Source organism: Pseudomonas fortuita (assembly GCF_026898135.2).
GTDB classification, from domain to species: Bacteria; Pseudomonadota; Gammaproteobacteria; order Pseudomonadales; family Pseudomonadaceae; genus Aquipseudomonas; species Aquipseudomonas fortuita.
Map to the genome: position 1 here is coordinate 1,308,308 of NZ_CP114035.2, position 24,804 is coordinate 1,333,111.

Below are 24,804 nucleotides of genomic sequence, written 5' to 3' on the forward strand. Positions count from 1 at the left end.
TGCGCGGTGCACCGTGGCGCCCTGCCATGGCCCCTGCGCGCTCTCCGTCTGCCTGCCTATTCCCTGTCGCCACGCGTGCCGTGGTGCCAGCCTGCGGAGAACCCTGATGAGCGAAGCCACCGAACGCGACGAACGTCACCTGGCGCGCATGCAGCGCAAGAAGGCGGTCATCGACGAACGCATCGCCAATTCCCCCAACGAATGCGGCTTGCTGCTGGTGCTGACCGGCAATGGCAAAGGCAAGAGCAGCTCTGCCTTCGGCATGCTCGCCCGCGCCCTGGGCCATGGCATGCAGTGTGGAGTGGTGCAGTTCATCAAAGGCCGTAATAGCACCGGCGAAGAGCTGTTTTTCCGCCGCTTCCCCGAGCAGGTTCGCTATCACGTGATGGGTGAGGGCTTTACCTGGGAAACCCAGGACCGCCAGCGTGACATCGCTGCCGCCGAAGCCGCCTGGGCGGTGTCGCGGCAGTTGCTGCAGGATCCAAGTGTGCAGTTCGTAGTGCTGGATGAGCTGAATATCGCCCTCAAGCATGGCTACCTCGACCTGGACCAGGTCCTGTCCGACATCCAGGGCCGTCCGCCCATGCAGCACGTGATCGTGACTGGCCGCGCTGCAAAGCCCGAGATGATCGAATTGGCCGATACCGTGACCGAGATGGGCATGCTCAAGCACGCCTTCCAGGCCGGTATCCGTGCACAGAAGGGCGTCGAGCTGTGAGTCAATCGCGCCACTGCCCCGCGGTGTTGATCGCGGCACCGGCCTCTGGCCAGGGCAAGACCACCGTCACTGCTGCTTTGGCCCGCCTGCACCGCAACCTCGGGCGCAAGGTGAGGGTGTTCAAGTGTGGCCCCGACTTTCTGGACCCGATGATTCTCGAGCGGGCCAGTGGCGCGCCGGTGTACCAGCTGGATTTGTGGATGATCGGAGCCGAGGAAAGCCGCCGCCTGCTGTGGGAAGCTGCCGGCGAGGCCGACCTGATCCTGATCGAAGGGGTCATGGGATTGTTCGACGGCACCCCGTCCAGTGCCGACCTGGCGCGCCACTTCGGCGTGCCAGTGCTGGCTGTGATCGACGGTACGGCCATGGCCCAGACCTTCGGCGCCCTGGCCCTGGGCCTGGCGCGTTACCAGGCCGACCTGCCGTTCGCCGGCGTACTGGCCAACCGCGTGGGCAGCCTGCGCCACGCGCAGCTGCTCGAAGGTAGCCTGACCGAGGGCCTGCGCTGGTATGGCGGCTTGTCCCGTGAGCGCGGCATTGAATTGCCCAGCCGTCATCTTGGGCTGGTTCAGGCCAGCGAGCTGAACGACCTGGATACCCGCCTAGATGCCGCCGCCGAGGCGCTTGCCGCCAGCTGCGACGCCGCCATGCCTCCGCCGGTGACCTTTGTCGGCCCCGAGCCGCAGGTGCGTGCTGCCTCGCTGGACGGTGTGCGCATTGGTGTGGCGCGAGACGAAGCGTTCGCGTTCACCTATGGTGCCAACCTTGAGCTGCTGCGCAGCCTGGGCGCGCAGCTGGAATTCTTCTCGCCGCTGCACGACCGTGAACTGCCAGTGGTGGACAGCCTGTACCTCCCGGGTGGCTATCCCGAACTGCATCACCACGCCCTGGCTGCCAATGCGCCAATGAGCGAGGCAATCCGCGCCCATCATGCTCAGGGCAAGCCGTTGCTGGCTGAATGTGGCGGCATGCTGTACCTGCTGGATGCCCTGACTGACGTCGCCGGCGAGCGTGCCGAATTGCTCGGCCTGCTACCAGGCGAGGCGACCATGCAAAAGCGCCTGGCGGCCCTGGCCTTGCAGGCGGTGGAGCTGCCGGAAGGTACCCTGCGCGGCCATACCTATCACCACTCGCTAACCAGCACGCCGCTGGAGCCGATCGCCCGAGGCCTCAGCCCCAACGGCGGGCGGGGCAACGAAGCGGTGTATCGCCTGGGTCGGCTGACGGCCTCTTACGTGCACTTCTACTTCCCCTCCAACCCTGATGCGGCGGCGGCGCTGTTGCGACCATGAGCGAACACGCCTACAGCGCCGCCGAACGCGCTGCGATCTATCGGGCTATCGGTGAGCGTCGCGACATGCGCCATTTTGCCGGTGGCCAGGTTGCGCCAGCACTGCTGGGCCGCTTGCTGGCCGCCGCACACCAGGCGCCTAGCGTCGGTTTGATGCAGCCCTGGCGTTTCATTCGCATCACCCAGCGTGACCTGCGTACCCGCATCCAGGCCTTGGTGGAGGCGGAGCGTCTGCGCACTGCCGAGGCATTGGGCGAGCGGGCTGATGACTTCATGAAGCTGAAGGTAGAAGGCATCAATGACTGTGCCGAGCTGCTGGTAGCGGCCTTGATGGACAACCGCGAGCCGCACATCTTCGGCCGTCGCACCCTGCCGGAGATGGACCTGGCCTCGCTGGCCTGCGCCATTCAGAACCTGTGGCTGGCGGCCCGTGGCGAAGGGCTGGGCATGGGCTGGGTGTCGCTGTTCGACCCTCTGGCGCTGGCAGCACTGCTGGGTATGCCGGAAGGGGCCAAACCGGTGGCGGTGCTGTGCCTGGGACCCGTGACCGAATTTTACCCTGCACCCATGCTGGTGCTGGAAAACTGGGCCGAAGAACGGCCTTTGAGTGACATGTTGTACGAAAACCAATGGGGAGAGCGCCAATGAGCGTGGCCTTGCTGACCATGGCCGGGGTGGCCCTGGATGCCTTGCTGGGCGAACCGCAGCGGCGCCACCCTCTGGTGGCCTTCGGCAATATGGCCGGTAACCTGGAGCGCCGCCTGAATGCAGGTGGCCGCGGCTGGCGCAGCCACGGCGTGAGTGCGTGGTTTCTGGCGGTGGTGCCGCTGACCCTGGTGGCGCTGATCCTGTCCTGGCTGCCGTACATCGGCTGGCTGGTGGATGTGCTGGCGCTGTACTGCGCCCTGGGCCTGCGCAGTTTGGGCGAACATGTGCTGCCGGTGGCCAACGCCTTGCGCCAGGGCGACCTGGAGGAAGCCCGGCGCCGCGTCGGCTACCTGGTCAGCCGCGAAACCCGGGAGCTGGACGAGCCCGCCGTGGCCCGCGCAGCCACCGAGTCGGTACTGGAAAACGGCAGTGACGCGGTGTTCGCCGCGCTGTTCTGGTTTGTGGTGGCCGGCGCGCCGGGCGTGGTGCTGTACCGCCTGAGCAACACCCTGGATGCCATGTGGGGGTATCGCAACGAACGCTTCGAGCGCTTCGGCTGGTGCGCGGCGCGCATTGATGATGTGCTCAACTATATTCCCGCAAGGCTGGTGGCGCTGACTTACGCACTGCTGGGCAAGACCCGCCTGGCGCTGGCTTGCTGGCGCAAGCAGGGCCCGCTGTGGGACAGCCCCAACGCCGGACCGGTGATGGCCGCCGGTGCCGGAGCACTCGGTGTAGCGCTGGGCGGCCCGGCTGTTTACCACGGCGAACTGCATGAGCGGCCACGCCTGGGCGAAGGGCCGATGGCTGACGCCGATGCCATCGAGCGTGGCTGGAGCCTGGTGCAGCGCGGCGTGTGGCTGTGGCTGTTGTTGATCTGCCTGGGGGCTTACATCAATGCTTGAACACGGTGGCCGCCTGCTGCGTGCGGTGCAACATTACGGTATCCCTCGCGAGCAGTGGCTCGACCTGTCCAGCGGCATCGCGCCCTGGCCGTTCCCGATCCCGCCGATACCTACAGATGCCTGGGCTCGCCTGCCTGAGACCGAAGACGGCCTGGAGGCGGCGGCACGCGGGTATTACGGCGCCCGCGAGCTGCTGCCGGTGGCGGGTTCCCAGGCGGCGATCCAGGCTTTGCCGCTGCTGCGTGCGGCTGGCCGGGTAGGGGTGCTGTCGCCGTGCTATGCCGAACACCCGTATGCCTGGCATCGGGCGGGCCATCATCTGGTCGAGCTGGATGAAACGCAGGTCGAGGCGATGCTCGACAGCCTCGACGTGCTGGTGCTGGTCAATCCCAATAACCCGACCGGGCAGCGGGTACCGCGTGAGCGCCTGCTGGGCTGGCACGCGCGCCTGGCTGCACGCGGTGGCTGGCTGTTGGTCGACGAAGCGTTCATGGACAACACCCCGGCGGATGGCGTGGTCGATTGCGCCGACCTCCCGGGGCTGATCGTGCTGCGATCATTCGGCAAGTTCTTTGGGCTGGCCGGGGTACGCCTGGGCTTCGTCGCCGCCGAGCGCAGCCTGTTGCTGCGCCTGGCCGAGCTGCTTGGCCCGTGGACGGTCAACGGGCCAACCCGGGTGCTGGCCCAGGCAAGCCTGGCCGACAAGCCTGCCCAGCGCGTGCAGATTGAACGTTGCGCTGCCGCCAGCCAGCGCTTGGCAACAATGCTGTCCAGCACCGGCCTTGCCCCCAGCGGCGGCTGTGACCTGTTCCAGTACGTGCGCAGCGAGCGCGCCGTGCAGTTGCATGACTTTCTTGCCCGCCGCGGCATCCTGGTGCGCTTGTTCGAACACCCACCGGCCGTGCGCCTGGGGCTGCCTGAATGTGCGGCGGACGAACAGCGTCTCGCCCAGGCCCTGGCGGACTTTCAAAAGGAATCGGCATGACCACCCTCATGGTGCAAGGCACCACCTCCGACGCTGGCAAGAGCACGCTGGTAACTGCCCTGTGCCGCTGGCTGTTGCGCCAAGGCGTTGGCGTGGTGCCGTTCAAGCCACAGAACATGGCACTGAACAGCGCGGTAACTGCCGACGGCGGTGAAATTGGCCGCGCCCAGGCGGTGCAGGCGCAGGCTTGCCGGCTGGCACCCCATACCGACATGAACCCCGTGTTGCTCAAACCCAACAGCGATACCGGCGCCCAGGTGATCATCCACGGCCGTGCGGTCACCAGCATGAACGCGGTGGCTTACCACGACTACAAAGCCATCGCCATGCAGGCGGTGCTGGCTTCGCACCAGCGCCTGAGTGCCGCCTGGCCGGTGGTCATGGTCGAAGGCGCGGGGTCGCCAGCGGAGATCAACCTGCGTGCCGGCGACATCGCCAACATGGGGTTTGCCGAGGCGGTGGACTGCCCGGTGATCCTGGTTGCCGACATCAACCGCGGCGGGGTGTTCGCCCACCTGGTGGGCACGCTGGAATTGCTGTCGCCCAGTGAGCAGGCGCGGGTCAAAGGCTTTGTCATCAACCGCTTCCGTGGCGATATCGCTTTATTGCAGCCGGGGCTGGACTGGCTGGAGCAACGCACCGGCAAGCCAGTGCTGGGGGTGCTGCCTTATGTCACCGACCTGCACCTGGAAGCCGAAGACGGCATCGATGTGCGCCAAGGCGCCAAAAGCGAGCGCGTGCTCAAGGTGATTGTGCCGGTATTGCCGCGCATCAGTAACCATACCGACTTCGACCCGTTGCGCCTGCATCCGCAGGTGGACCTGCAGTTCATTGGCCCGGGCCAGCCGATCCCGGCTGCAGACCTGATCATCCTGCCGGGCTCCAAGAGCGTACGCAGTGACCTGGCACAGCTGCGCGAGCGTGGGTGGGATAAAGCCATCGAGCGGCACCTGCGTTACGGTGGCAAGCTGATCGGGATCTGCGGCGGCCTGCAGATGCTGGGCCGCGAAGTGCATGACCCGCTGGGTCTGGAAGGGGCTCCCGGCTCAAGCGCTGGGCTTGGCCTGCTCGATTACGCCACGGTGCTGGAGGCCGAGAAGCAACTGCGCAACGTTGCCGGTACGCTGAAGCTTGAAGCAGTGCCGGTGGCCGGCTATGAAATTCACGCTGGCGTCACCACGGGGCCGGCCCTCGAACAGCCAGCGGTACAGCTCGCCGATGGCCGCTGCGAGGGTGCTGTGAGCGCCGATGGCCAGATCCTCGCCACCTACCTGCACGGCCTGTTCGAAGGCAGCCAGTCGTGTGCTGCGCTGCTACGTTGGGCTGGCCTGGAGGAGGTGCAAAGCATCGATTACGAAGCCTTGCGTGAACGCGACATAGAGCGCCTGGCCGACCTGGTGGAAAAACACCTGGACACGGCGCACTTGCGCCAACTGTGTGGGGTGGCCTGACATGCGCAACCTTATTCTCGGCGGGGCCCGTTCCGGCAAGAGTCGCCTGGCCGAACAGCTGGCCAGTGCAAGCGGCCTGCCGGTAACCTACATCGCCACCAGCCAGCCTCTGGATGGTGAAATGAGTGAACGCGTGTCGCTGCACCGTCAGCGCCGCCCCGCCGATTGGGGGCTGATCGAAGAGCCGTTGGCCCTGGCGGCAGTACTGCGTACCGAAGCGGCCGAAGGGCGCTGCCTGCTGGTGGACTGCCTGACCCTGTGGCTGAGCAACCTGCTGATGCTGGAAGACGACCAGCGCCTGGCCGAGGAGCGTGACGCCCTGCTGGCCTGCCTGGAGCAGTTGCCTGGCACCCTCATTCTGGTCAGCAACGAAACTGGCCTGGGCGTCGTGCCCATGGGCGAGCTGACCCGGCGCTATGTCGACCTGGCCGGCTGGCTGCACCAGGCCGTGGCCGAACGCTGCCAGCGCGTGGTGCTGACCGTAGCCGGCCTGCCCCTAATGCTCAAAGGAGCTGCACTATGACTCAAGCCTGGTGGCGTGACGCCTGCCATTCTCTCGACAACGCCGCCATGGACAAGGCTCGTGCCCGTCAGCAACAGCTGACCAAACCTGCTGGCTCACTCGGGCAACTGGAAGGCCTGGCCGTTCAGCTGGCGGGCCTGCAAGGGCGTGAACGGCCAGCCCTGGATCAGGCCGCCATCAGCATTTTCGCGGGTGACCACGGCGTGGTCGAAGAAGGTATCTCGGCCTACCCGCAGGCGGTGACCGGTCAGATGCTGCGCAACTTCGTCGGCGGTGGTGCGGCGATCAGCGTACTGGCGCGCCAGCTGCAGGCCAGCCTTGAGGTGGTCGACCTTGGCACCATCGATCCTCATCTGGAACTGCCCGGTGTGCGCCACCTGCGCCTGGGGGCCGGCACGGCCAACTTCGCCCGCCAGCCAGCGATGACCGAGGGGCAGTTGCACGCAGCCTTGCAGGCAGGCCGCGACAGCGCCCTGCGTGCCGCTGAACAGGGCGCGCAGCTGTTCATTGGCGGCGAGATGGGGATTGGCAACACCACGGCCGCTGCGGCCTTGGCCAGCGTCCTGCTAGGCTGCCCGCCTGCTGAACTCAGCGGCCCGGGCACCGGCCTGGACAACGCTGGCGTGCGGCACAAGGCCGAGGTCATCGAGCGGGCGCTGAACCTGCATGGCCTGCAGGCCGCAGATCCATTGCAGGCACTGGGTTGTGTCGGCGGTTTCGAGATCGCGGCATTGGCCGGGGCCTATATCGGCTGCGCGCAGGCGGGCATCGCCGTGCTGGTGGACGGTTTCATTTGTAGCGTTGCCGCCCTGGTGGCGGTGCGCCTCAACCCGCAGTGCCGGGCGTGGTTGCTGTTTGCCCATCAGGGCGCGGAGCCTGGGCACAAGGCTTTGCTGGATGCGTTGCAGGCCGAACCGCTATTGGCATTGGGCCTGCGCCTGGGCGAGGGCAGTGGTGCTGCGTTGGCCGTGCCGTTGTTGCGCCTGGCCTGTGCGCTGCACGGGCAGATGGCGACCTTTGCCGAGGCCGCCGTGGCGGACCGCCCGGCATGATCCTCGACCTGCTGCGCCACGGCGAAACGGAACAGGGCGGCTTGCGCGGTAGCCTGGACGATGCCCTCACTGACAAGGGCTGGGCGCAGATGCGCAGCGCCGTGGCCGAAGCGGGCCCGTGGCAGGTGCTGGTCAGTTCGCCGCTGCAGCGCTGTGCGCGTTTTGCCGATGAACTGGGTCGGCGGCTGGATTTGACCGTGCAACGCGAAGCAGGTTTGCAAGAGCTGCATTTTGGTGACTGGGAAGGCCGTAGCGCAGCGCAGATCATGGAAGACCAGGCGGATGCCTTGGGGCGCTTTTGGGCAGACCCCTACGCCTGCACCCCGCCCAACGGCGAACCGGTGCAGGCATTCGCCGAGCGGGTGCTGGCCGCTGTCGAGCGTTTGAGCCGCCAGCATGCGGGTAAGCGGGTGCTGCTGGTCACCCATGGCGGGGTGATGCGGTTATTGCTGGCCCGGGCGCGAGGCCTGCCGAAGGAGCAGTTATTGCAGGTTGAAGTCGGGCACGGGGCGCTGGTGCGGCTGGTGATGGGTGGCGACGGTCAACTGGCCGAGGAACACTGAGATGTTGCCGTTCTGGATTGCCTTGCAGTTTCTCAGCAGCTTGCCCGTGAGCCTGCCGGGCATGCCGGAGCCGCGTGAGCTGGGGCGTTCGCTGCTGTTCTACCCACTGGTCGGGCTGTTGTTCGGGCTGCTGCTGTGGCTGGCCAGCCTTCTGCTGCAGGGTACGCCAGCGCCGCTGCATGCGGCATTGCTGCTGACGTTGTGGGTATTGCTCAGTGGCGCCTTGCACCTGGATGGTCTGGCTGACAGTGCCGACGCCTGGCTGGGTGGTTTCGGCGACCGTGAGCGCACCTTGCAGATCATGAAAGACCCCCGTAGCGGGCCGATTGCCGTGGTCACCCTGGTGCTGGTGCTGTTGCTGAAGTTTTGCGCCTTGTGGGTGTTGGTTGAGCAGGGCATCGGGGCGCAGGTGCTGCTGGCTCCCTTGATCGGCCGGGCGGCGATGTTGGGCCTGTTCCTCTGTACACCCTATGTGCGGCCTGGCGGGTTGGGCCAGGCGTTGGCCGAGCACTTGCCCCGACGTATAGCCGGGTGGGTGCTGCTGGGCAGTGCGCTGTTCTGCCTGGTCTTGGGCGGCTGGGTGGCAGTGCTGGCGCTGGCCATGTTTGCCTGGTTGCGGCACCTCATTTGCCGACGCCTGGGTGGAACTACCGGGGATACAGCTGGCGCGATGCTGGAGTTGCTCGAACTGGTTGTCGTGCTTGGATTGGCGCTAGGCCTTTGAGGTCGGTCGAAATCTAAAAGCCTGGGCGCGTTGTGAAGGCCACTGGCCTGCTGTGGAAGCGGGCTTGCCTGCGAACACGAGCAAAGCCCGTGCCGTCGGTGCCTGTGGGGTGGGTGCAGTAACTTCCGGCAACGGTTCGGTAAGTCCTGCAGCTTCTCTGCCAGCGTATCCTCTGCCTCCCCCCATACGACCCGGTAGGCCTCCCGTGCGAAACTGGATCTTTGCCAGTCTGTTGATGCTGCCCAACCTCCCAGCCACCGCCGCAGACCTCATGGCGTTCTGGGATGCCCCTCGCCACGGCGGTAACAGCTTCAACCGGCTGCCACCCGATCAAGCCTATTTCGATGCCCTGAAGGGGTATGGCGCCACATGGGTGCGGCTGTCGTACGACAAATGGCAACCGGTACAACGTGATTTCCTGCTCGGCAATGCCGACGCTTATGCAGGCCTGCCCGCCGCCGACCTGGCTACGCTGCGCGCCACCCTTGACCGTGCTCATCAGGCGGGGCTCAAGGTGGTCATTGCCCCGCTCTCGCTACCCGGTATGCGCTGGTCGCAAAACAACCAGGGCCAATTCGATGATCGATTGTGGCAAGACAAGCGCTACTGGTCCCAGGCCATGGCCTTCTGGCGAGACATGGCACGTGAACTGAAAGGCCACCCGGCCATTGCGGCCTACAACCTGATCAATGAGCCCGCCCCGGAAAAACTGGGCGGCTTGGCCGAACACGCCGAACCGGGGCAAATGCAGCAGTGGTATGTGCGAGCGCAGGGCACCGCGCGCGATCTGCCGTTGCTGTACCGGCAACTGATAGCGGCCATTCGCGAGCAGGACACTGACACACCGGTCATGGTCGATGCAGGTTGGTTCGCTGCCGCAGACGCCTTCGACTACTGGCCTGCTCCCCTGGAAGACCCGCGAGTGTTGTACAGCGTGCACATGTACGAGCCCTATGCCGCTACCAGTGCGCCCAACATGACGCGCAAGCACCCCATCGCCTATCCGGGCGCCGCACCGTTTGCCGGGCAAACCCAGCAGTGGGATGGGGCGCGAGTTGAACGCTACTTGCGCCAGCCGTTGGCATGGGCCGAAGCCATGGGCCTGCCGCGGTCGCGCCTGGTGGTAGGCGAGTTTGGCTGCATGCGCAGGCTATCGGGTTGCCGGCAATACCTTGAAGACGTACTCACCGTGCTGGATCGCAATCAGTTGCACTGGGCTTTCTATAGCTTCCGTGAAGACAACTGGGACGGCATGGACTACGAACTGGGTTCGGCGAAGGTGCCGTGGCGCTACTGGCAGGCGATCGAGCAAGGTACGCCAGACCCATTGCCGCGCACAGCAACGGTTGAGTTCGAGCCTATACGAAAGCGCTTGAACCCGGACTGACACTCATCACCCACTGTGAAATCTCTTGCAACAGTCATGACGCGGGTATATACACGTATCCATGCTGACCAGTGAATGCATCTGTACCCATCTGCGTCGCGCCGCCCGCGGGGTGAGCCGGCATTATGACGAGGCCCTTGCCGGCTTCGGGGTCAATGTCGCGCAGTTTTCCCTGCTAAGGCACCTGCAGCGGCTCGACCGCCCCAGCATCACCACCTTGGCCGAAGCCATGGGCCTGGAGCGCAGTACCCTGGGGCGTAACCTGCGGGTACTGGAGGCGGAAGGGCTGGTGGCCCTGGCCGAAGGCGAGGACCAGCGCAACCGCGTGGTGCTGCTGACTGCGGCCGGGACGCAGCTGCTGCATGCCGCGCACCCAGCCTGGGAACAAGCCCAGATCGAACTGGTGGAGCGGTTGGGCGCCGGGCAGCGGGATGAACTGGTGCGTTTGCTGGACCAATTGGCCTGAATTGATACGACCATAAGCGGGTATATACCCGTAAAAACCTTGCGATGTGCTGGAGATAACGACAATGACTTCGGTGTGGCGAACCAGCGGGTGGGTACTGGTGGGGGCGGCTTTGATTCTGGCGCTGTCTCTGGGGGTACGGCATGGCTTTGGCCTGTTTCTGGGGCCGATGAGCGCCGATTTTGGCTGGGGGCGTGGGGTATTCGCCTTTGCCATTGCCCTGCAGAACCTGATCTGGGGGCTGGCGCAACCGTTTGCCGGTGCCTTGGCCGACCGTATGGGGGCCGCACGGGTAGTGATCATCGGCGGCATTCTGTACGCCGTCGGTTTGATCCTCATGGGCATGGCAGACTCTGCCTGGTCGTTGTCGCTCAGTGCCGGTTTGCTGATCGGCATCGGCCTGTCCGGCACATCGTTCTCGGTCATCCTCGGCGTGGTCGGGCGTGCGGTGCCGGCCGAGAAGCGCAGCATGGCCATGGGCATTGCCAGCGCGGCCGGTTCCTTTGGCCAGTTCGCCATGCTGCCGGGCACTCTCGGCCTGATCCAGTGGCTGGGGTGGTCCGCAGCGTTGCTGGTGCTGGGCCTGATGGTGGCGTTCATCGTGCCCTTTGTTGGCCTGTTGCGCGACCGCCCGCTGCCCAGCCATGGCACCGAACAGACCCTGGGCCAGGCGCTGCGCGAAGCGTGCTCGCATTCGGGCTTCTGGTTGCTGGCGCTGGGTTTCTTCGTGTGTGGTTTCCAGGTGGTGTTCATTGGCGTGCATCTGCCGGCCTACCTGGTTGACCAACACCTGGCCGCGACCACCGGTACCACGGTGCTGGCGCTGGTCGGCCTGTTCAATATCGTGGGTACTTTCACCGCTGGCTGGCTGGGCGGGCGCATGTCCAAGCCGCGCCTGCTGACCGGGCTGTACCTGCTGCGTGCAGTGGTGATCGTGCTGTTCCTCTGGGCGCCGGTGAGTGCTTTCAGTGCCTATCTGTTCGGCATTGCCATGGGCCTGTTGTGGTTGTCCACGGTCCCGCTGACCAATGGCACCGTGGCTACGGTGTTCGGGGTGCGTAACTTGTCCATGCTCGGCGGTATCGTTTTCCTTTTCCACCAGCTGGGTGCGTTCCTGGGTGGCTGGTTGGGCGGGGTGGTGTATGACCGCACCGGTAGCTATGACCTGGTCTGGCAGATTTCCATCCTGCTCAGTTTGCTGGCCGCTGCCCTGAACTGGCCCGTGCGCGAACGGCCGGTGGCGCGCCTGCAGGCCCAGGCTGTATGAAGCGCTACCTGGGCCGGGGGTTGCTGGCCTTTGGCGCGCTGGCGCTGCTGGTGTTGGCGTGGTGGGGCTGGCACAGGGGCGGGATGGCGTTGATGCAACTGGGCATGAGTGTTTGTTAGGCGCTACCCTGCAAGCTCAAGGGTTGTCTAGCAGGAGAAACGAATCATGCGTGCTCATTGGTTGACAGTGCCGTTGTTGGCCGTGCTTGCCAGCACATCGAGTTGGGCTGCCGATTGCCCGGCGTTGTTGCAAGGCAGCCTGCCGGAATTGCGTGGCAAGGGGCCGATCGACCTGTGCCAGCGCTTTGGCGGGAAGCCTTTGGTGGTGGTCAATACGGCCAGCTATTGTGGTTTTGCACCACAGTTCGAGGGGCTTCAGTCGACTTACAAGGAATATCACGAGCAAGGTCTGGAAATGCTTGGCGTGCCATCCAATGATTTCAAGCAGGAAGATACCGATAGCGAGAAGACTGCCAAGGTTTGCTATGCCAACTATGGCGTTACCTTCACCATGACCAAGACGCAGGCGGTGCGCGGCAAGGATGCGATACCGCTGTTCGCTGGGTTGGCGAGCCAGAGCAGTGCGCCGAAGTGGAATTTCTACAAGTACGTTGTCGATCGTAAGGGCAAGGTGATCGGTAACTTCTCCAGCCTGACCAAACCGGATGATCCCGAATTCCGCGCAGCCATCGAGAAGGCCATTTCCTCACAGCAGTAATCTCGCTGCTCTTGCTCTTGCTCTTGCTCTTGCTCTTGCTTTGGCTTCTAAGTGCGCGGTAGTTCAGGCAACGCAGATTGCGACTTCAGGAGGCCGAGCGCAGGGCTTGCGGAGGGAGGTGACGGGCATGGATGCCCGTCAAGCGCTGGGCCCCAGGATGGGGCCTGCAGCGCGGTCCTCCCGGGAGCAAGCCCGGAGCGAGGGGACCCCGGAGCGCAGCGTAGGGGCCGGATGATGGGAGCCAGCGTTTTTTGGTTACTTTTTGTCGCGTTTGACAAAAAGTGACCCGCCGTAAGGGCGGAAAGGTGACTTGACGCCACCTTCGAAAATGAATGTTAGCCTCCTCATTGATGCCCACGCCTCCAAGCGACAAGCGACAAGCGACAAGCGAAACGGTGCTGGTTTTTAGCTCGCGCATAGGCCATTTGCGATGGCGACGCACACTCACCTTTTCGCCCTTACGGCGAGTCACTTTTTGTCAAACGCGACAAAAAGTAACCAAAAAACGCTGCGCTCCCATCATCCGGCCCCTGCGCTGCGCTCCGGGGTTCCCTCACTGCGGCCTCGCTCCCGGGAGGACCGCGCTGCAGGCCCCATCCTGGGGCCCAGCGCTTGACGGGCATCCATGCCCGTCACCTCCCTCCGCAAGGCCTGCGTTCGGCCTCCTGAAGTCGCGAAGATCAAGATCAAGATCAAGAGCAAGAGCAAGAGCAAGAGCCGGGGCTCGGCTTTGGGTTACTTCACTTTGCATGCACCGTAATCGCCACCAACCGCACAACCACCGGCCGGACCATCAGCACACAAACGAACGCCACAGGCATCGCCAGTTGATAGGCCTTCAGCACATTGCTCAGGTACTGCGCAGTAACCCCGGCATTCGCCGCAGTGATCACGAAGCACATCAGTAGCGCCATGATCGACGACATGAAAAAGGCAAAAACGTAAGGCGTAGCACCCGGGTGCAATTTGCGTCGGCTGCGCGACTGGGACAGGTTGCTCATGTGAACTCCTGAAAGGTGAGTGGAGCCGCAGGTTAGCAACCCGCCCGGCCGCAGCTGTAGACCAGCTTTACTGAGTTCTTTATAAAGAGATTCTTACGAATCCGAGAGCTCACGCATGGACCTGCTCAACGCCATCCGCAGCTTCATCAAAGTGGTGGAGGCCGGCAGCATCGCCGGCGGCGCCCGTAGCCTGGGCATTAGCCCGGCAGCGGTCAGCCAGAACCTGGCACGCCTGGAGGGCCATCTGCAGGTGCGCCTGCTCAGTCGTACCACCCGCAGCATGGCACTAACGCCGGCGGGTACGCAGTATTACGAGCGTGTCAGGCATATCGAACGTGACCTGGCTCTGGCCGAGCAGGCCGTCACTACGCCAGACAGTGAACCCCAAGGGCGTCTTTGCATTGCCTCGACGTCCGCTTTTGGCCGCCACGTGCTGGCGCCACTCATCCCCGCATTCAGTCGCCGCTATCCACTGCTTTCGATAGAGTTGGTAACGACTGATCGGCGGGTAAACCACGCCCGTGAAGACGTCGATGTGAGCCTGCGCATTGCCCCGCAACTGGAAGACCAGCTGTTGGCTCGGCACATAGCCCGTATCCCGTTCATTTGCTGTGCCTCGCCCGGTTATTTGCAAAGCGCTGGGGTGCCGGGTTCGCCCGAGGCATTGCGCGATCACCGCTGCCTTGTGTTCCGCTACCCGGTGGATGGGCGGTTTTTACGCTGGGGCTTTATGCGCGACGGGCTGCGTTTTGAAGCGGAGTTCGGCAGCGTGCTGATCAGCGACGACATCGACGCACTGACTCAGATGGCGCTGCACGATGGCGGCATCACCCGCCTGGCTGAGTTCATTGTGCGACCGCATCTGGCCAGCGGTGCACTGGTACCCTTGTTCGAGTACAGCGACAGTGGCCAAGCCTACGCCCAGACCGAACCGATGGATATCTACCTGTGCCTGGCCGACCGTTTTGCCATGACCGCGAAAGTGCGTGTGTTCACGGATTATCTGCGCGAGTGCCTGGGGGACAGTTGGCAGGTACAGGCATGAAAAAACCGCCACGAGGGCGGTTTTTCAGAGGGTACGTACGGATCAGAAGCGGTAGGTGAGGGAGGCACCGATACCGTGAGCGCTGTTCTCGTACTTGGCCTGGTAGCTACCTTTGGTTGCGCTCACCTGATTGACCTTGGTGTCTTCTTCCCACAGGTAGGAATAGGCCACGTCGATGGTCATGTCGTCGTTCGGGCTCCAGCCGGCACCCAGGCTGAACACCTTGCGGTCGCCAGTCGGGATACGTGGCGAACGGTCGTGGTTGTTGGTCGGCGATTGGTCGACGGTGAAGCCAGTGCGCAGCACCCACTCCTTGTTGACCTTGTACGACGCACCAATGGCGTGGGCCCAGGTGTCATGCCAGTTCTGTTCTTCGGTGATGGTCTGGAACGCCGAACCTGCCAGTGGCGCCGGGACATCGTTCTGCACGGTGATGTCTTTCAGGCGGCTCCAGCGGGTCCAGGTGCTGCCTGCATACAGGGTCCACTGATCGTCCAGTTCATGGGTCACCGAGAGGTCGACCGATTCCGGCGTCTTGATCTTCAGCGTTGCGTCGAACTTGCTGCCGTTGAACGGCCCGATCAGCGGGGTGCTGACGCGGGTCTTGCCCTCGAGCTTGTAGTCGACCATCGAGTGATAGGTGAGGCCGACGCGGGTACGGTCGGTGGCCTGCACCAGGATGCCGATGTTGTAGCCAACGGCGGTATCGTCACCCTTAATTTTCACTTCGCCGTCATTACGGCCTGGCGTGAACGGGTTGATCAGGCTCGAGCCCAGTTCCCCTTCGATGCGGTTGATGGTCGGGCCAAAACCGATCGAGACCTTGTCGTTGAAGGCATAGCTGACCGTCGGCTGGAACGTGACAACCTGTACGTGGCTCTTTTTGCCCCAGTAGCGCGCGGCATCATCGCTGCCATAGTCGGTTACCAGGCCGAACGGTACATAGACACCGAAGCCGACGCTCCAGTGGTCATCGATCGGCTTGACGTAGTAACCCATGGGTACGCCAACGAAAGGCACCATGTCACCATCGGTTTCCCCCCCGAGGTTGCTGCCACGGCCCGAGATATCGGACTTGGCGATAACGGCGGCGGCGCCCACGGTAGCCTGTTCGCGTTTGAGGCGGGACATGCCGGCCGGGTTGCCAAACACGGTGCTGGCATCATCGGCAGAAGAAGAACGTCCCGCGAAACCTGTCCCCATGCTGCTGATGCTCTGTTCGTTGAGCGCGAAGCCGCTGGCGAGCAGTTGGCTGGAAGCAATTGCAACCGCTACGCCGAGGGAGGTTTTGAGCATTACTTTTTTCATTATTAGAAAACTCCTTGGGATCTCCGGGGCGAAAAGCTACCAACAAATCACGCGCTGCGCTATAGCGGCAATCGCTGAAGATAGAGCGCTTTTGTAGGACAATCCGACCAAAATTCCCTTTTTTCCGGTAATGTTGTAGGACGCTTCTTAAGATGCTTGTGGCAATTTCTGATCTATGCAGGTGTGCCAGGCATGGGTGAAGTCGCGCAAGCGACCTTGGGGATGGAAAATCTGCCGCCAGATCCGCGCCAGCGCTAACAGGTCGTCAGCTGCGGGCAGTGGCGTGCCCTGCTCTTCGACCAGCATCCAGGCAATTGCAGTGGAATAACGCAGGTTGACGGTGAGTTCCAGATGCGGGCCGCCCAGGAAGGCGTGCTGGCTGGCCAGGCCGCGTACAAGGCTGGCCAGGTCGGGGTCGCGGGCCAGATATTCGTCCCAGAGTGCCCGGTGACGGTGTTCGCCAATGCGGTAAAGGCCGTGCCCGCGCCGGTCATGCAAAGCTGACCCGAGTGCCGACTGGCTGGCGGCTATGCCCAGCAACAAGGCTTCAGCACTGGCGCAGTGACGGTTCAGGTAGACCAGGGTGGGTCGGATCACATACTGACACAATTCATTCGCCGCAATACCCATGATGCCCTCGAGCAATTAAGGGCCGGACGGGCGCTGGAGCTTGGCAGCTGGTGAAAGATCAGGCCCGCCGGAAGCGGTAAGCACCGCTCGAGTTGAAGTGTAGTGTGATAATCGTGGTGTAAAGAGCTGTTTTTAAATCGATTGCTGCCTGACGTCCCGGGCTATATGCCCTGAGGCAATTACGCCAAGAACGTTCAGGCAGGCTTACAACAGGCCGATTCAGCGCTTGAATACCACGGTATTCGCCGCTCACGCGGTGAGCGATTGACGAGTCCGGGCGATGACCGCCTGCAGCGGTTCGTTCCGGCTGTACTGTTCAGGGTACAGGCGCTCGGTGTGGCAGGCGACGCCGTGTTCGTCTACCAGGGTAAAGCTGAAGCTGCCCTTGCGTGGGGCAACGATAAGGCACTTCAACGGCGAGAAGGCCTGGGAGAGGGTGCCAATGGCAGCCTGAATCTGATGATGAGTTTGCATAATTGTTGGAGGTTCCTGCTTTAAACACGGGGGATATGATCCGTGCATGATAGAAACGTTCCAGTGACGCCATTATTAAGGGACGAACGAACCTGACTGGAACAGGGCAGCCAGAGGGAGCGCAATCAAATGTGGGCGCTTGGGCTGACTGGTAGGTACTTCGGAAGGCAGGCAGCACTCCGGGGCCAAGGTTCTAGGCCGTCGGGTGGAATCCTGATCAATCTGTCACGTGATTCGTGCTTGAGCAGCCTGAGGCTGGCGAAGTGAATCATCGAATGGGCCGTCCTGGCTTCAGCAGCGCACTCTTGGGGGGAGTGGGTCTGCAAGGACGATGTGGCCCGAATTGACTTTCAGCTTGGTACTAACGAGGGGCACCTTACTGGAAAGATTGGCGCTTGGCAAGCCCTACGTTTGTTCAGGTGAGCCGCGCAGTATGGCGCGTAATCGCATTGCTGTGAAGAGGGGCAAACGGCCCGTATCCAGGCTGATGTGCCCATTTCGTGCACGACAATGACGATTAATGGTGCACTTGTTCACATTCGGGTCAGCGGTTGTAACAAGCCGGCAACACGCCTCAACAGCCTCGCCAATGCCTTGACTGGGCGGTTAAGTCAATGAAAAAAAACACTATTTTTAGCTGGTGAAAAAATCGTCAGTTTGAGACAAAGCCCCAATTTACGGGGCTTTGCGGGGTGTGCAAGGGGGTTGTCCACCGAGTTATCCACAGGAACTGTGGATTGTCCCGGGCGCTTGCTCTAGAACGGGCGTGCCAGCATTGCAATCAACTGTCCGACAATCGACATGCCCCGACAGACCAGTTGGTCATCGACTGGAAAACGTCAAGAAAAGATCATTGAAATTTTTTTTCAATCCTTCAGAAATCGACAGGTCATGGCGGAAAAAAAAGAGTAGAGTGGCGCGCCTTTCGAGTTACCAAGCCTGTTGCTCATGAAGTTTCGCGGTAAACACCTCACCAGCCCCGCTGCATCGACGCCTCTTCCCGAACGCTTTTCCTTGAAAGTTGCCTTGTGGCTGCTCGACAGCCCGCGCCTGGGCGACAAGCGGCAGGTCAAACACTTGGCCGGGCGGCTGCTGAAACAGCCGGCGCGTCAGGGCGTGGTGGTGGCACAGAGCCGTTTGGGGCAGATGCTGTGCCGCGATTGCGGCAATGCCCGCGACCGGCGTATTGGCCATGAACTGCTGCGCCAGGCTGCCCGCGCCGGTGATCGGCGAGCACAGCTGGAGTATGCGCGGCTGTGCCAGAACAACGCACCGGACCAGGCGAAGTAATGCTCCGACAAGCCCCGGGCTGATAAGCTGCACTCAATTTGCAACAGCGTGATCGGGGTAAGCATGACAGTGGATCTGGGCAGCATTCTGCTGGGCTTGGTGGCAGGTGCTTTACCTTGCCTGGTGTGGGTCATGCAGGTGCAGCGCCGCCAGGGTGCACGGCAAAGCGAGCAGGCCTTGCTCGAAGAGCGCTTCAACGCAGCACAACTGACCCTGGCTGGCCTGCAGGCCCAGCTGGAGGCCAGCCGCGACGAAGTCAGCGACCTCAGCGAAGCCAATACCGTCAAGCAGGCTCAGATGGCCGCCCAAGGCCGCGAACTGGAGTTGCTGCAGATTGACCGCGACAACGCCCGTGACGCGGCCCACGCCTGGAGCCTGGAGCGCGCCAACCGTGAAGCCGAGTTGCGGCGCCTGGAGGCGCAGGCAGCGCGTCTGGAGGCCGAACTGCGTGAGCAGCAGGAAAGCCATCAGCAGCGCCTGGAAGACCTGCAGGAAGCCCGCGACACCCTGCGCGCCCAGTTTGCCGACATGGCCACCAAAATCTTCGACGAGCGCGAGCAACGCTTCGCCCAGACCAGCCAGCAGCATCTGGGCCAGTTGCTCGACCCGCTCAAGGAGCGCATCCAGTCTTTTGAAAAACGCGTGGAAGAAAGCTATCAGCAGGAAGCCCGCGAACGTTTTTCCCTGGGCAAAGAGCTTGAGCGCCTGCAACAGCTCAACCTGCGCCTGTCCGACGAAGCCAACAACCTGACCCAGGCTCTGAAAGGCCAGAAAACCCAAGGCAACTGGGGCGAGCTGATCCTTGAGCGGGTGCTGGAGCATGCCGGCCTGGAAAAAGGCCGTGAATACCAGACCCAAGTCAGCCTCAAGAGCGCCGACGGCGAGCGTTTCCAGCCCGATGTGCTGATCATGTTACCCGGCGACAAACAGGTGGTGGTGGATGCCAAGGTCAGCCTCACGGCGTACCAGCAGTTTGTCGCCAGCAATGATGAGGCCGCGCTCAAGCAGCATGTCCAGTCGCTGCGCAGCCACGTCAAAGGTTTGTCGAGCAAGGACTACAACCGCCTCGAAGGCCTGCACAGCCTGGATTTCGTGCTGCTGTTCGTGCCCATCGAGGCGGCCTTCTCTGCGGCCTTGCAGGCCGAGCCGAACCTGTTCCAGGAAGCCTTCGACCGGCATATCGTGATCGTCAGCCCCACCACCCTGCTGGCTACCTTGCGGGTGATCGACAGCCTGTGGAAACAGGAGCGACAGGGCCAGAATGCCCGGGAAATTGCCGAGCGCGCCGGCTGGCTGTACGACAAGTTCGTGCTGTTCATCCAGGACCTGGATGAGCTTGGCAGCCGGCTGCAGCAGGTGGACAAGGCCTATGCGGCGGCCCGTAACAAACTGTGCGAGGGGCGCGGCAACCTGGTCAGCCGCAGCGAACAGCTGAAGCTGCTGGGCGCCCGCGCCAGCAAGAGCCTGCCGGCAGACTTGCTGGAGCGGGCGCTGTCCGATGAGGTGCCGGATGCAGCGGTTACTGAACCTGGCTCAGATGGCGGTTGAGCATGGCGCGCAGGGCCGCCGGCTTGACCGGTTTGGCCAGGTAATCCAGGCCTGAGGCATGCACCATGGCGATGGTTTCCTTGCTGCCGTCGGCGCTGATCACCACGCCTGGCACCGGCTCGCCCAGGCGCGCACGTAGCCAGCCCATCAGCCCGGTACCGGTCTCGCCGTCATCCAGGTGGTAGTCCACCAGCGCCAGATGGGGGCGCATGCCCTTGGCCAGCAGGGCTTCGCATTCGGCCTGGTTGCGCGCGGTCCATACCTGGCAGCCCCAGCGGCTGAGCAGGCTGTTCATGCCAATCAGGATGCTGTCTTCGTTGTCCACGCACAGCACTTGCAGCCCCGCCAGTGGCTGGCCGCCCTGTTGTTCTGCGGGGGCGCTTGGCGCCGGGGCGGCCTGGCGGGCAATCGGCACGCTGACGCGGAACACCGTGCCCTTGCCCGGCCACGAGCGCACTTGCAGCGGGTGCCCCAGCACCCGGCACAGGCCGTCGGCAATCGCCAGGCCCAGGCCCAGGCCTTTTTCGGCGCGTGTCTGGTGGCTGTCCAGGCGCTTGAACTCCTGGAAGATCACTTGCAGCTTGTCGTCGGCGATGCCCGGGCCACGGTCCCACACCTCCAGCCACAGCCGCTCGCCCTGGCGGCGCGCGCCCAGCAGGATCGGGCTCTTGCCGTAGCGCAGGGCATTGGTAAGGAAGTTCTGCAGTACCCGACGCAACAGCTTCATGTCGCTGTCTACCCGCAGCCGGCTGCCACGCAGGCGGAACTCCAGGCCTTTCTCGGCCGCCAGTACCTTGAACTCGGCACCCAGCGTGTCGAACAGTTCGTTGAGGGCGAAGGGCTTGGCGTCAGGGGTGATCTTGCCGTTTTCAAGGCGCGAGATGTCCAGCAGGTCGCTGATCAGCTCTTCGGCCGAGCGCAGCGAACTGTCCATGTGCTGTACCAATTGCTGGGCCTCTTCGTTCATGCCCTCGGCCTGCTGCGACAAGGCGGCGGAGAACAGCCGAGCGGCGTTCAGGGGTTGCATCAGGTCATGGCTGACCGCCGCCAGGAAACGGGTCTTGGACTTGCTTACCGCTTCGGCCTGGCTCTTGGCTTCGGACAACGCCTGGTTCAGTTGCGACAGTTCGTGGGTGCGCTCGGCCACCCGTTGTTCCAGGCCTTCGTTGGCATCGCGCAGGGCCTGCTCGGCCTCACGGAACGGGGTGATGTCGGTGAAACTCATGACGAAGCCGCCCCCCGGCATCGGGTTACCGATCAGCTCGATCACCCGGCCATTGGGGAACAGCCGTTCGGAAGAATGCGCGCGGCCTTGGCGCATCCAGTGCAGGCGCCGCGCCACATGCACCTGTGCTTCGCCCGGGCCGCACAGGCCACGCTCGGCGTTGTAGCGGATGATGTCGGCAATCGGCCGGCCCACGCTGATCAGCCCGTCGGGGTAGTTGAACAGCTCCAGGTAGCGACGGTTCCAGGCCACCAGGTGCAGGTTCTGGTCGACCACGCTGATGCCCTGGTTGATGTTTTCGATGGCGCCCTGCAGCAACGCGCGGTTGAACTGCAGTACCTCGCTGGCTTCGTCGGCGATGCGTACCACGTCTTCCAGCTGCATGTCGCGGCCTTCGATGGCCGCCTTGACCACGGCGCGGGTCGACGAGGTTCCGAGCACCCCGGCCAGTAGGCGCTCGGTGTGCTCGATCCAGTCGCCGTCGGCATTCTGGTTGGGGTTGAAGCCCTTGCCCTGGCGGTAGGCGAAGCGGATGAAGCTCTGCCGGGCGCGCTCCTCGCCAACAAAACGCGACGCCAGGGTCAGCAGGTCGTCGATCTGCACCGCCAGCAATGGCTTGCTGCTGGGGCGGGCGCTGGTCTGCTGGCCGATGAAGCGGCCGGCTTGCCAGTGTTCGGAAACCCGTGTACGCGACAGTACCGAGACCCAGGCGAACAGGGTGAAGTTGCCCGCCAGGGAAAGCACCACCCCTTGTGTCAGCGGGCTTATTGGCAGGCCCAGTGGGTTGCCATGCAGCCAGGCCAGCCCCGGGAACAGCTGCAGCGGCCAGCCCAGGCTATGCGCGGCAATCGGCAGCACCAAGGTGTAGAACCACAGGAAGATGCCTGCCGCGAGGCCGGCGAACACGCCGCGGCGGTTGGCCTGCTTCCAGTACAGCGCGCCGAGCATGGCCGGGGTGAGCTGGGTGACGGCGGCAAAGGCGATCTGGCCGATGGTCGCCAGGCTAGCGGTAGAGCCCAGCAGGCGATAACTGACGTAGGCCAGCAGCAGGATCACCACAATGGTTACCCGACGCACCGAGAGCATCCAGTGGCGGAAGGCCTCGAACGGCCGCTCGGCGTTGTTGCGGCGCAGCAGCCAGGGCAGCAACATGTCGTTGGAGACCATGGTCGACAGCGCCACCGCCTCGACGATGACCATGCCGGTGGCTGCCGAAGCGCCGCCAATGAACGCCAGCAGGGCCAGGCTCGGGTGCGCCTCGGCCAACGGCAGGCTGATGACGAACGAGTCGGAAATCACCGTGCCCGGCAGCAGCATCTGCCCGGCCAGGGCAATCGGCACCACGAACAGCGCGGCCAGCGCCAGGTACATCGGAAACACCCAGCGCGCCAGGCGCATGTCCTGGGGTTCGATGTTCTCTACCACGGTGACGTGGAACTGCCGGGGCAGGCAGATGATCGCCATCATCGCCACCGCGGTTTGCACCACCATAGACGGCCAGTTGACGGTTTCTTGCCAATAGGCCTGCAAGTGGATCGACTGGCGTGCCTGGCTGAACAGGTCGTCGAAGCCGTCATACAGGTTGAACACCACGAAAATGCCCACGGCCAGGAAGGCCAGCAACTTGATCAGCGATTCGAAGGCAATCGCCAGCACCATGCCACGGTGGTGTTCGGTCACGTCCAGGCTGCGGGTGCCGAACACGATGGCGAACAGTGCCAGCACCAGGGACACCACCAGCGCGGTGTCCTGCACGCGGGTGCCGGTGGCGTCCGCGTTGGCCCCGATCAGCAGGTTGACCCCCAGCACGATGCCTTTGAGCTGCAGGGCAATGTACGGCAACACGCCGACCAGGCAGATCAGCGCCACCACCACCGCCAGGGTTTGCGACTTGCCATAGCGTGCGGCGATGAAGTCGGCGATTGAGGTAATGTTCTGCTGTTTGCTGATCAGCACCATCTTCTGCAGCACCCAGGGCGCGAAGATCAGCAGCAGCACCGGGCCCAGGTAGATCGGCAGGAATGCCCAAAGCTGTTCGGCGGCCTGGCCGACGGCGCCGAAGAAGGTCCAGCTGGTGCAGTAAACGGCCAGCGACAGACTGTACACCCAGGCACGCAGCTTCGGCGGCAACGGCGTGCTGCGGCGGTCGCCGTAAAAGGCGATGGCGAACATGACGGCCATATAGGCCAGGGCGACCACGGCGATCAGCCCGCTGGACAACGACATGAAAACTCCGAAGCAAAAAAGATAACGCGGTCCCGATCAACCAGTCTGGCACGCAGGTGCAGCTTCGTCAGCGCAGACCATGGTTGTAGGCGAGAGCTTGCTCGCGATTGATCTGAAACAAAACATCATTTTTTTCGGGTGCCCAACCCGTAAAACACCCCCGCCAGCAACACCGACAACACCAGCAGGTAGAAAATTGCCCCCGGCCAAAGGTGCACCAGGGCAAACCCCACCATCACCGGCCCCAGCGCCGCCCCGAGGTTGGACAGGTTCTGCGCGCCGTAATACACCCCGCGCAAGTGCTCCGGCGCGATCAGGTCGATGAACATGTATTCGGCAGGGATCACGATGATCTCGCCCAGGGTGAACACCAGCATCGCCAGGCACCACGCCAGCACCGAGCCTGCCAGCGAAAAGCCCAGCAGCCCGGCGATGAACAGGGCCATGCCGGCCAGCAACCAGGGCATCAGGTGCTGGCGGCTGATGCGCCGGCCAATCAGGTACTGCAGGGCAATCACCGTCACTGCGTTGGTGGTGACCAGGTAGCCGACCAGCCGCGCCGCCTCCGTCGGGCTGCTGGTGACCACCAGGTACTGCGACAGGTAGGCGGTGAATTGGCCGAACACCACCGCGCTGAGCACCCCGCCCAAGGTGAAATACACCAGCCGGCGGTCACGCGCCAGCCCCAGCGCCACCTGGCCGAAGCCGGCCGCAGGCTTGTCCGGTGCGCTCGCCTGCAGGTCACGGTCGCCAAGGCGCCAGTAGGCCAGGCACATGCCCAGGCCTAGCAGGGCCGAGGCGATGAACGGCATGTGGTCGTCCAGTTCCAGCATGGCGACCCCCAGCAGCGGGCCGGCGGCGTAGCCGACGTTGCTGAGGGTGTACTTGATGGCGAACACCTCGGCCCGCGCTTCCACTGGCAGCAAGGCACAGAAGCCTGCCTTGGCGGCGATGTCGACCACTGCAAGCGCCAGGTTGATCAGCACCAGGCACAAAAAGAACAATAGCGCCGATTCACTGACGACCGCGGCGACGAAGGCCAGGGCGAACAGCAGGGTGCTGGCGCTGACCAGCGTGTGGTTGCGCACGGTGTCGACCAGGTGGCCACCATACAGGCTCAGCAGCGAGGCGATGATCAGCGCGCCACCGATCAGCAGGCCGATCTGGCTGATCGGCAGCTGGAAGTTGTCGGCCAGGTACACCACCAGGTAGGGCAGGGTGAGGGCGCGGGCGACAGTGAGGGTGAACGTGGTCAGCAGCAGCAGGCGTACGGTGTGCGGGTAGCGTTTCAGGGCAGCTAGCATTACCACGTCCTTGTTGTTCTGGTTTGCCGGGCACAAGCATAAGCCACATGTGGCCT

Annotated in this window: 23 protein-coding genes and 1 pseudogene; 18 read left to right on the forward strand and 6 right to left on the reverse strand. The window is 63.5% G+C overall.

Features of this window, described 5'->3' with window-relative positions; all coding sequences use genetic code 11:
• The first annotated feature begins 106 nt into the window (after positions 1–106).
• The 15 genes from cobO (at position 107) to OZ911_RS06040 (ending at position 12,697) form a co-directional block, all read left to right on the forward strand.
• Positions 107–718: a cob(I)yrinic acid a,c-diamide adenosyltransferase gene (gene cobO / locus OZ911_RS05970; RefSeq protein WP_070087056.1), complete on the forward strand. Its 612-nt coding sequence runs from the start codon at positions 107–109 to the stop codon at positions 716–718.
• Positions 715–2,010, forward strand: coding sequence for a cobyrinic acid a,c-diamide synthase CobB (locus OZ911_RS05975; protein WP_016485275.1), 1,296 nt, complete (start codon positions 715–717; stop codon positions 2,008–2,010). Before cobO ends, OZ911_RS05975 begins: the two co-directional genes overlap by 4 nt.
• Positions 2,007–2,657 (forward strand): 5,6-dimethylbenzimidazole synthase, encoded by a 651-nt coding sequence (bluB, locus tag OZ911_RS05980; protein WP_060519930.1) that lies wholly within the window; start codon positions 2,007–2,009, stop codon positions 2,655–2,657. Before OZ911_RS05975 ends, bluB begins: the two co-directional genes overlap by 4 nt.
• Positions 2,654–3,562, forward strand: coding sequence for an adenosylcobinamide-phosphate synthase CbiB (gene cbiB, locus OZ911_RS05985; RefSeq protein ID WP_016485277.1), 909 nt, complete (start codon positions 2,654–2,656; stop codon positions 3,560–3,562). Before bluB ends, cbiB begins: the two co-directional genes overlap by 4 nt.
• Positions 3,555–4,547 carry a threonine-phosphate decarboxylase CobD gene (gene cobD, locus OZ911_RS05990; RefSeq protein WP_145913272.1) on the forward strand — a complete coding sequence of 331 codons (993 nt, stop codon included), beginning with the start codon at positions 3,555–3,557 and terminating at the stop codon, positions 4,545–4,547. Before cbiB ends, cobD begins: the two co-directional genes overlap by 8 nt.
• Positions 4,544–5,998, forward strand: a complete 1,455-nt coding sequence (locus OZ911_RS05995; protein WP_070087018.1) for a cobyric acid synthase — start codon at positions 4,544–4,546, stop codon at positions 5,996–5,998. Before cobD ends, OZ911_RS05995 begins: the two co-directional genes overlap by 4 nt.
• 1 nt (position 5,999) lies before the next feature.
• The gene (cobU, locus tag OZ911_RS06000) at positions 6,000–6,521 is read left to right on the forward strand and encodes a bifunctional adenosylcobinamide kinase/adenosylcobinamide-phosphate guanylyltransferase (protein ID WP_031312568.1); all 522 of its coding nucleotides are present in this window, start codon (positions 6,000–6,002) and stop codon (positions 6,519–6,521) included.
• Positions 6,518–7,573: a nicotinate-nucleotide--dimethylbenzimidazole phosphoribosyltransferase gene (cobT, locus tag OZ911_RS06005; RefSeq protein WP_070087017.1), complete on the forward strand. Its 1,056-nt coding sequence runs from the start codon at positions 6,518–6,520 to the stop codon at positions 7,571–7,573. The genes cobU and cobT overlap by 4 nt, the downstream gene beginning before the upstream one ends.
• Entirely contained in the window at positions 7,570–8,136 is a 567-nt protein-coding gene (gene cobC, locus OZ911_RS06010) for an alpha-ribazole phosphatase family protein (protein ID WP_070087016.1), read from the forward strand. The genes cobT and cobC overlap by 4 nt, the downstream gene beginning before the upstream one ends.
• A gap of 1 nt (position 8,137) precedes the next feature.
• Complete coding sequence (locus OZ911_RS06015) at positions 8,138–8,860, forward strand: adenosylcobinamide-GDP ribazoletransferase (RefSeq protein ID WP_023049319.1); 723 nt, start codon at positions 8,138–8,140, stop codon at positions 8,858–8,860.
• A 271-nt stretch (positions 8,861–9,131) separates the two neighbouring features.
• Positions 9,132–10,247 (forward strand): glycoside hydrolase family 5 protein, encoded by a 1,116-nt coding sequence (locus OZ911_RS06020; RefSeq protein ID WP_031312574.1) that lies wholly within the window; start codon positions 9,132–9,134, stop codon positions 10,245–10,247.
• 61 nt (positions 10,248–10,308) lie between these two features.
• The gene (locus OZ911_RS06025) at positions 10,309–10,713 is read left to right on the forward strand and encodes a MarR family winged helix-turn-helix transcriptional regulator (protein WP_016485285.1); all 405 of its coding nucleotides are present in this window, start codon (positions 10,309–10,311) and stop codon (positions 10,711–10,713) included.
• Positions 10,714–10,777: 64 nt separating this feature from the next.
• Positions 10,778–11,980, forward strand: a complete 1,203-nt coding sequence (locus OZ911_RS06030; RefSeq protein WP_023049317.1) for an MFS transporter — start codon at positions 10,778–10,780, stop codon at positions 11,978–11,980.
• The gene (locus OZ911_RS06035) at positions 11,977–12,099 is read left to right on the forward strand and encodes a hypothetical protein (RefSeq protein WP_016485287.1); all 123 of its coding nucleotides are present in this window, start codon (positions 11,977–11,979) and stop codon (positions 12,097–12,099) included. Before OZ911_RS06030 ends, OZ911_RS06035 begins: the two co-directional genes overlap by 4 nt.
• A 46-nt stretch (positions 12,100–12,145) precedes the next feature.
• Complete coding sequence (locus OZ911_RS06040) at positions 12,146–12,697, forward strand: glutathione peroxidase (RefSeq protein ID WP_023049316.1); 552 nt, start codon at positions 12,146–12,148, stop codon at positions 12,695–12,697.
• Positions 12,698–13,437: 740 nt separating this feature from the next.
• Here the strand turns inward: OZ911_RS06040 and OZ911_RS06045 are convergent.
• Positions 13,438–13,698, reverse strand: coding sequence for a DUF2798 domain-containing protein (locus OZ911_RS06045; RefSeq protein ID WP_016485290.1), 261 nt, complete (start codon positions 13,696–13,698; stop codon positions 13,438–13,440).
• A 115-nt stretch (positions 13,699–13,813) separates the two neighbouring features.
• Between OZ911_RS06045 and OZ911_RS06050 the strand changes: the two genes are divergently transcribed.
• Positions 13,814–14,743 (forward strand): LysR family transcriptional regulator, encoded by a 930-nt coding sequence (locus tag OZ911_RS06050; RefSeq protein ID WP_023048964.1) that lies wholly within the window; start codon positions 13,814–13,816, stop codon positions 14,741–14,743.
• 42 nt (positions 14,744–14,785) lie between these two features.
• Here the strand turns inward: OZ911_RS06050 and OZ911_RS06055 are convergent, their stop codons facing one another.
• The 3 genes from OZ911_RS06055 to OZ911_RS06065 all read right to left on the reverse strand — a co-directional run bounded on the left by OZ911_RS06055 (position 14,786) and on the right by OZ911_RS06065 (position 17,155).
• Positions 14,786–16,051, reverse strand: a complete 1,266-nt coding sequence (locus tag OZ911_RS06055) for an OmpP1/FadL family transporter (RefSeq protein WP_023048965.1) — start codon at positions 16,049–16,051, stop codon at positions 14,786–14,788.
• Positions 16,052–16,198: 147 nt separating this feature from the next.
• Positions 16,199–16,681 carry a hypothetical protein gene (locus OZ911_RS06060; protein WP_016485293.1) on the reverse strand — a complete coding sequence of 161 codons (483 nt, stop codon included), beginning with the start codon at positions 16,679–16,681 and terminating at the stop codon, positions 16,199–16,201.
• Between the two features lie 249 nt (positions 16,682–16,930).
• Positions 16,931–17,155 carry a hypothetical protein gene (locus OZ911_RS06065; RefSeq protein WP_009686213.1) on the reverse strand — a complete coding sequence of 75 codons (225 nt, stop codon included), beginning with the start codon at positions 17,153–17,155 and terminating at the stop codon, positions 16,931–16,933.
• A gap of 948 nt (positions 17,156–18,103) precedes the next feature.
• Between OZ911_RS06065 and OZ911_RS06070 the strand changes: the two are divergent.
• Together OZ911_RS06070 and OZ911_RS06075 are read left to right on the forward strand one after the other, a co-directional pair.
• Positions 18,104–18,442: pseudogene (locus OZ911_RS06070) on the forward strand (sel1 repeat family protein); the annotation flags it as partial.
• 180 nt (positions 18,443–18,622) lie between these two features.
• A complete protein-coding gene (locus OZ911_RS06075; protein ID WP_161775563.1) occupies positions 18,623–19,993 on the forward strand; it encodes a DNA recombination protein RmuC in 1,371 nt (456 codons plus the stop codon).
• Here OZ911_RS06075 and OZ911_RS06080 read toward each other — a convergent pair.
• Positions 19,965–23,444, reverse strand: coding sequence for a hybrid sensor histidine kinase/response regulator (locus tag OZ911_RS06080; protein WP_016485296.1), 3,480 nt, complete (start codon positions 23,442–23,444; stop codon positions 19,965–19,967). The two genes, OZ911_RS06075 and OZ911_RS06080, sit on opposite strands and share 29 nt — an antisense overlap.
• 125 nt (positions 23,445–23,569) lie before the next feature.
• A complete protein-coding gene (locus tag OZ911_RS06085; protein ID WP_023048188.1) occupies positions 23,570–24,748 on the reverse strand; it encodes an MFS transporter in 1,179 nt (392 codons plus the stop codon).
• Positions 24,749–24,804: the final 56 nt, after the last annotated feature.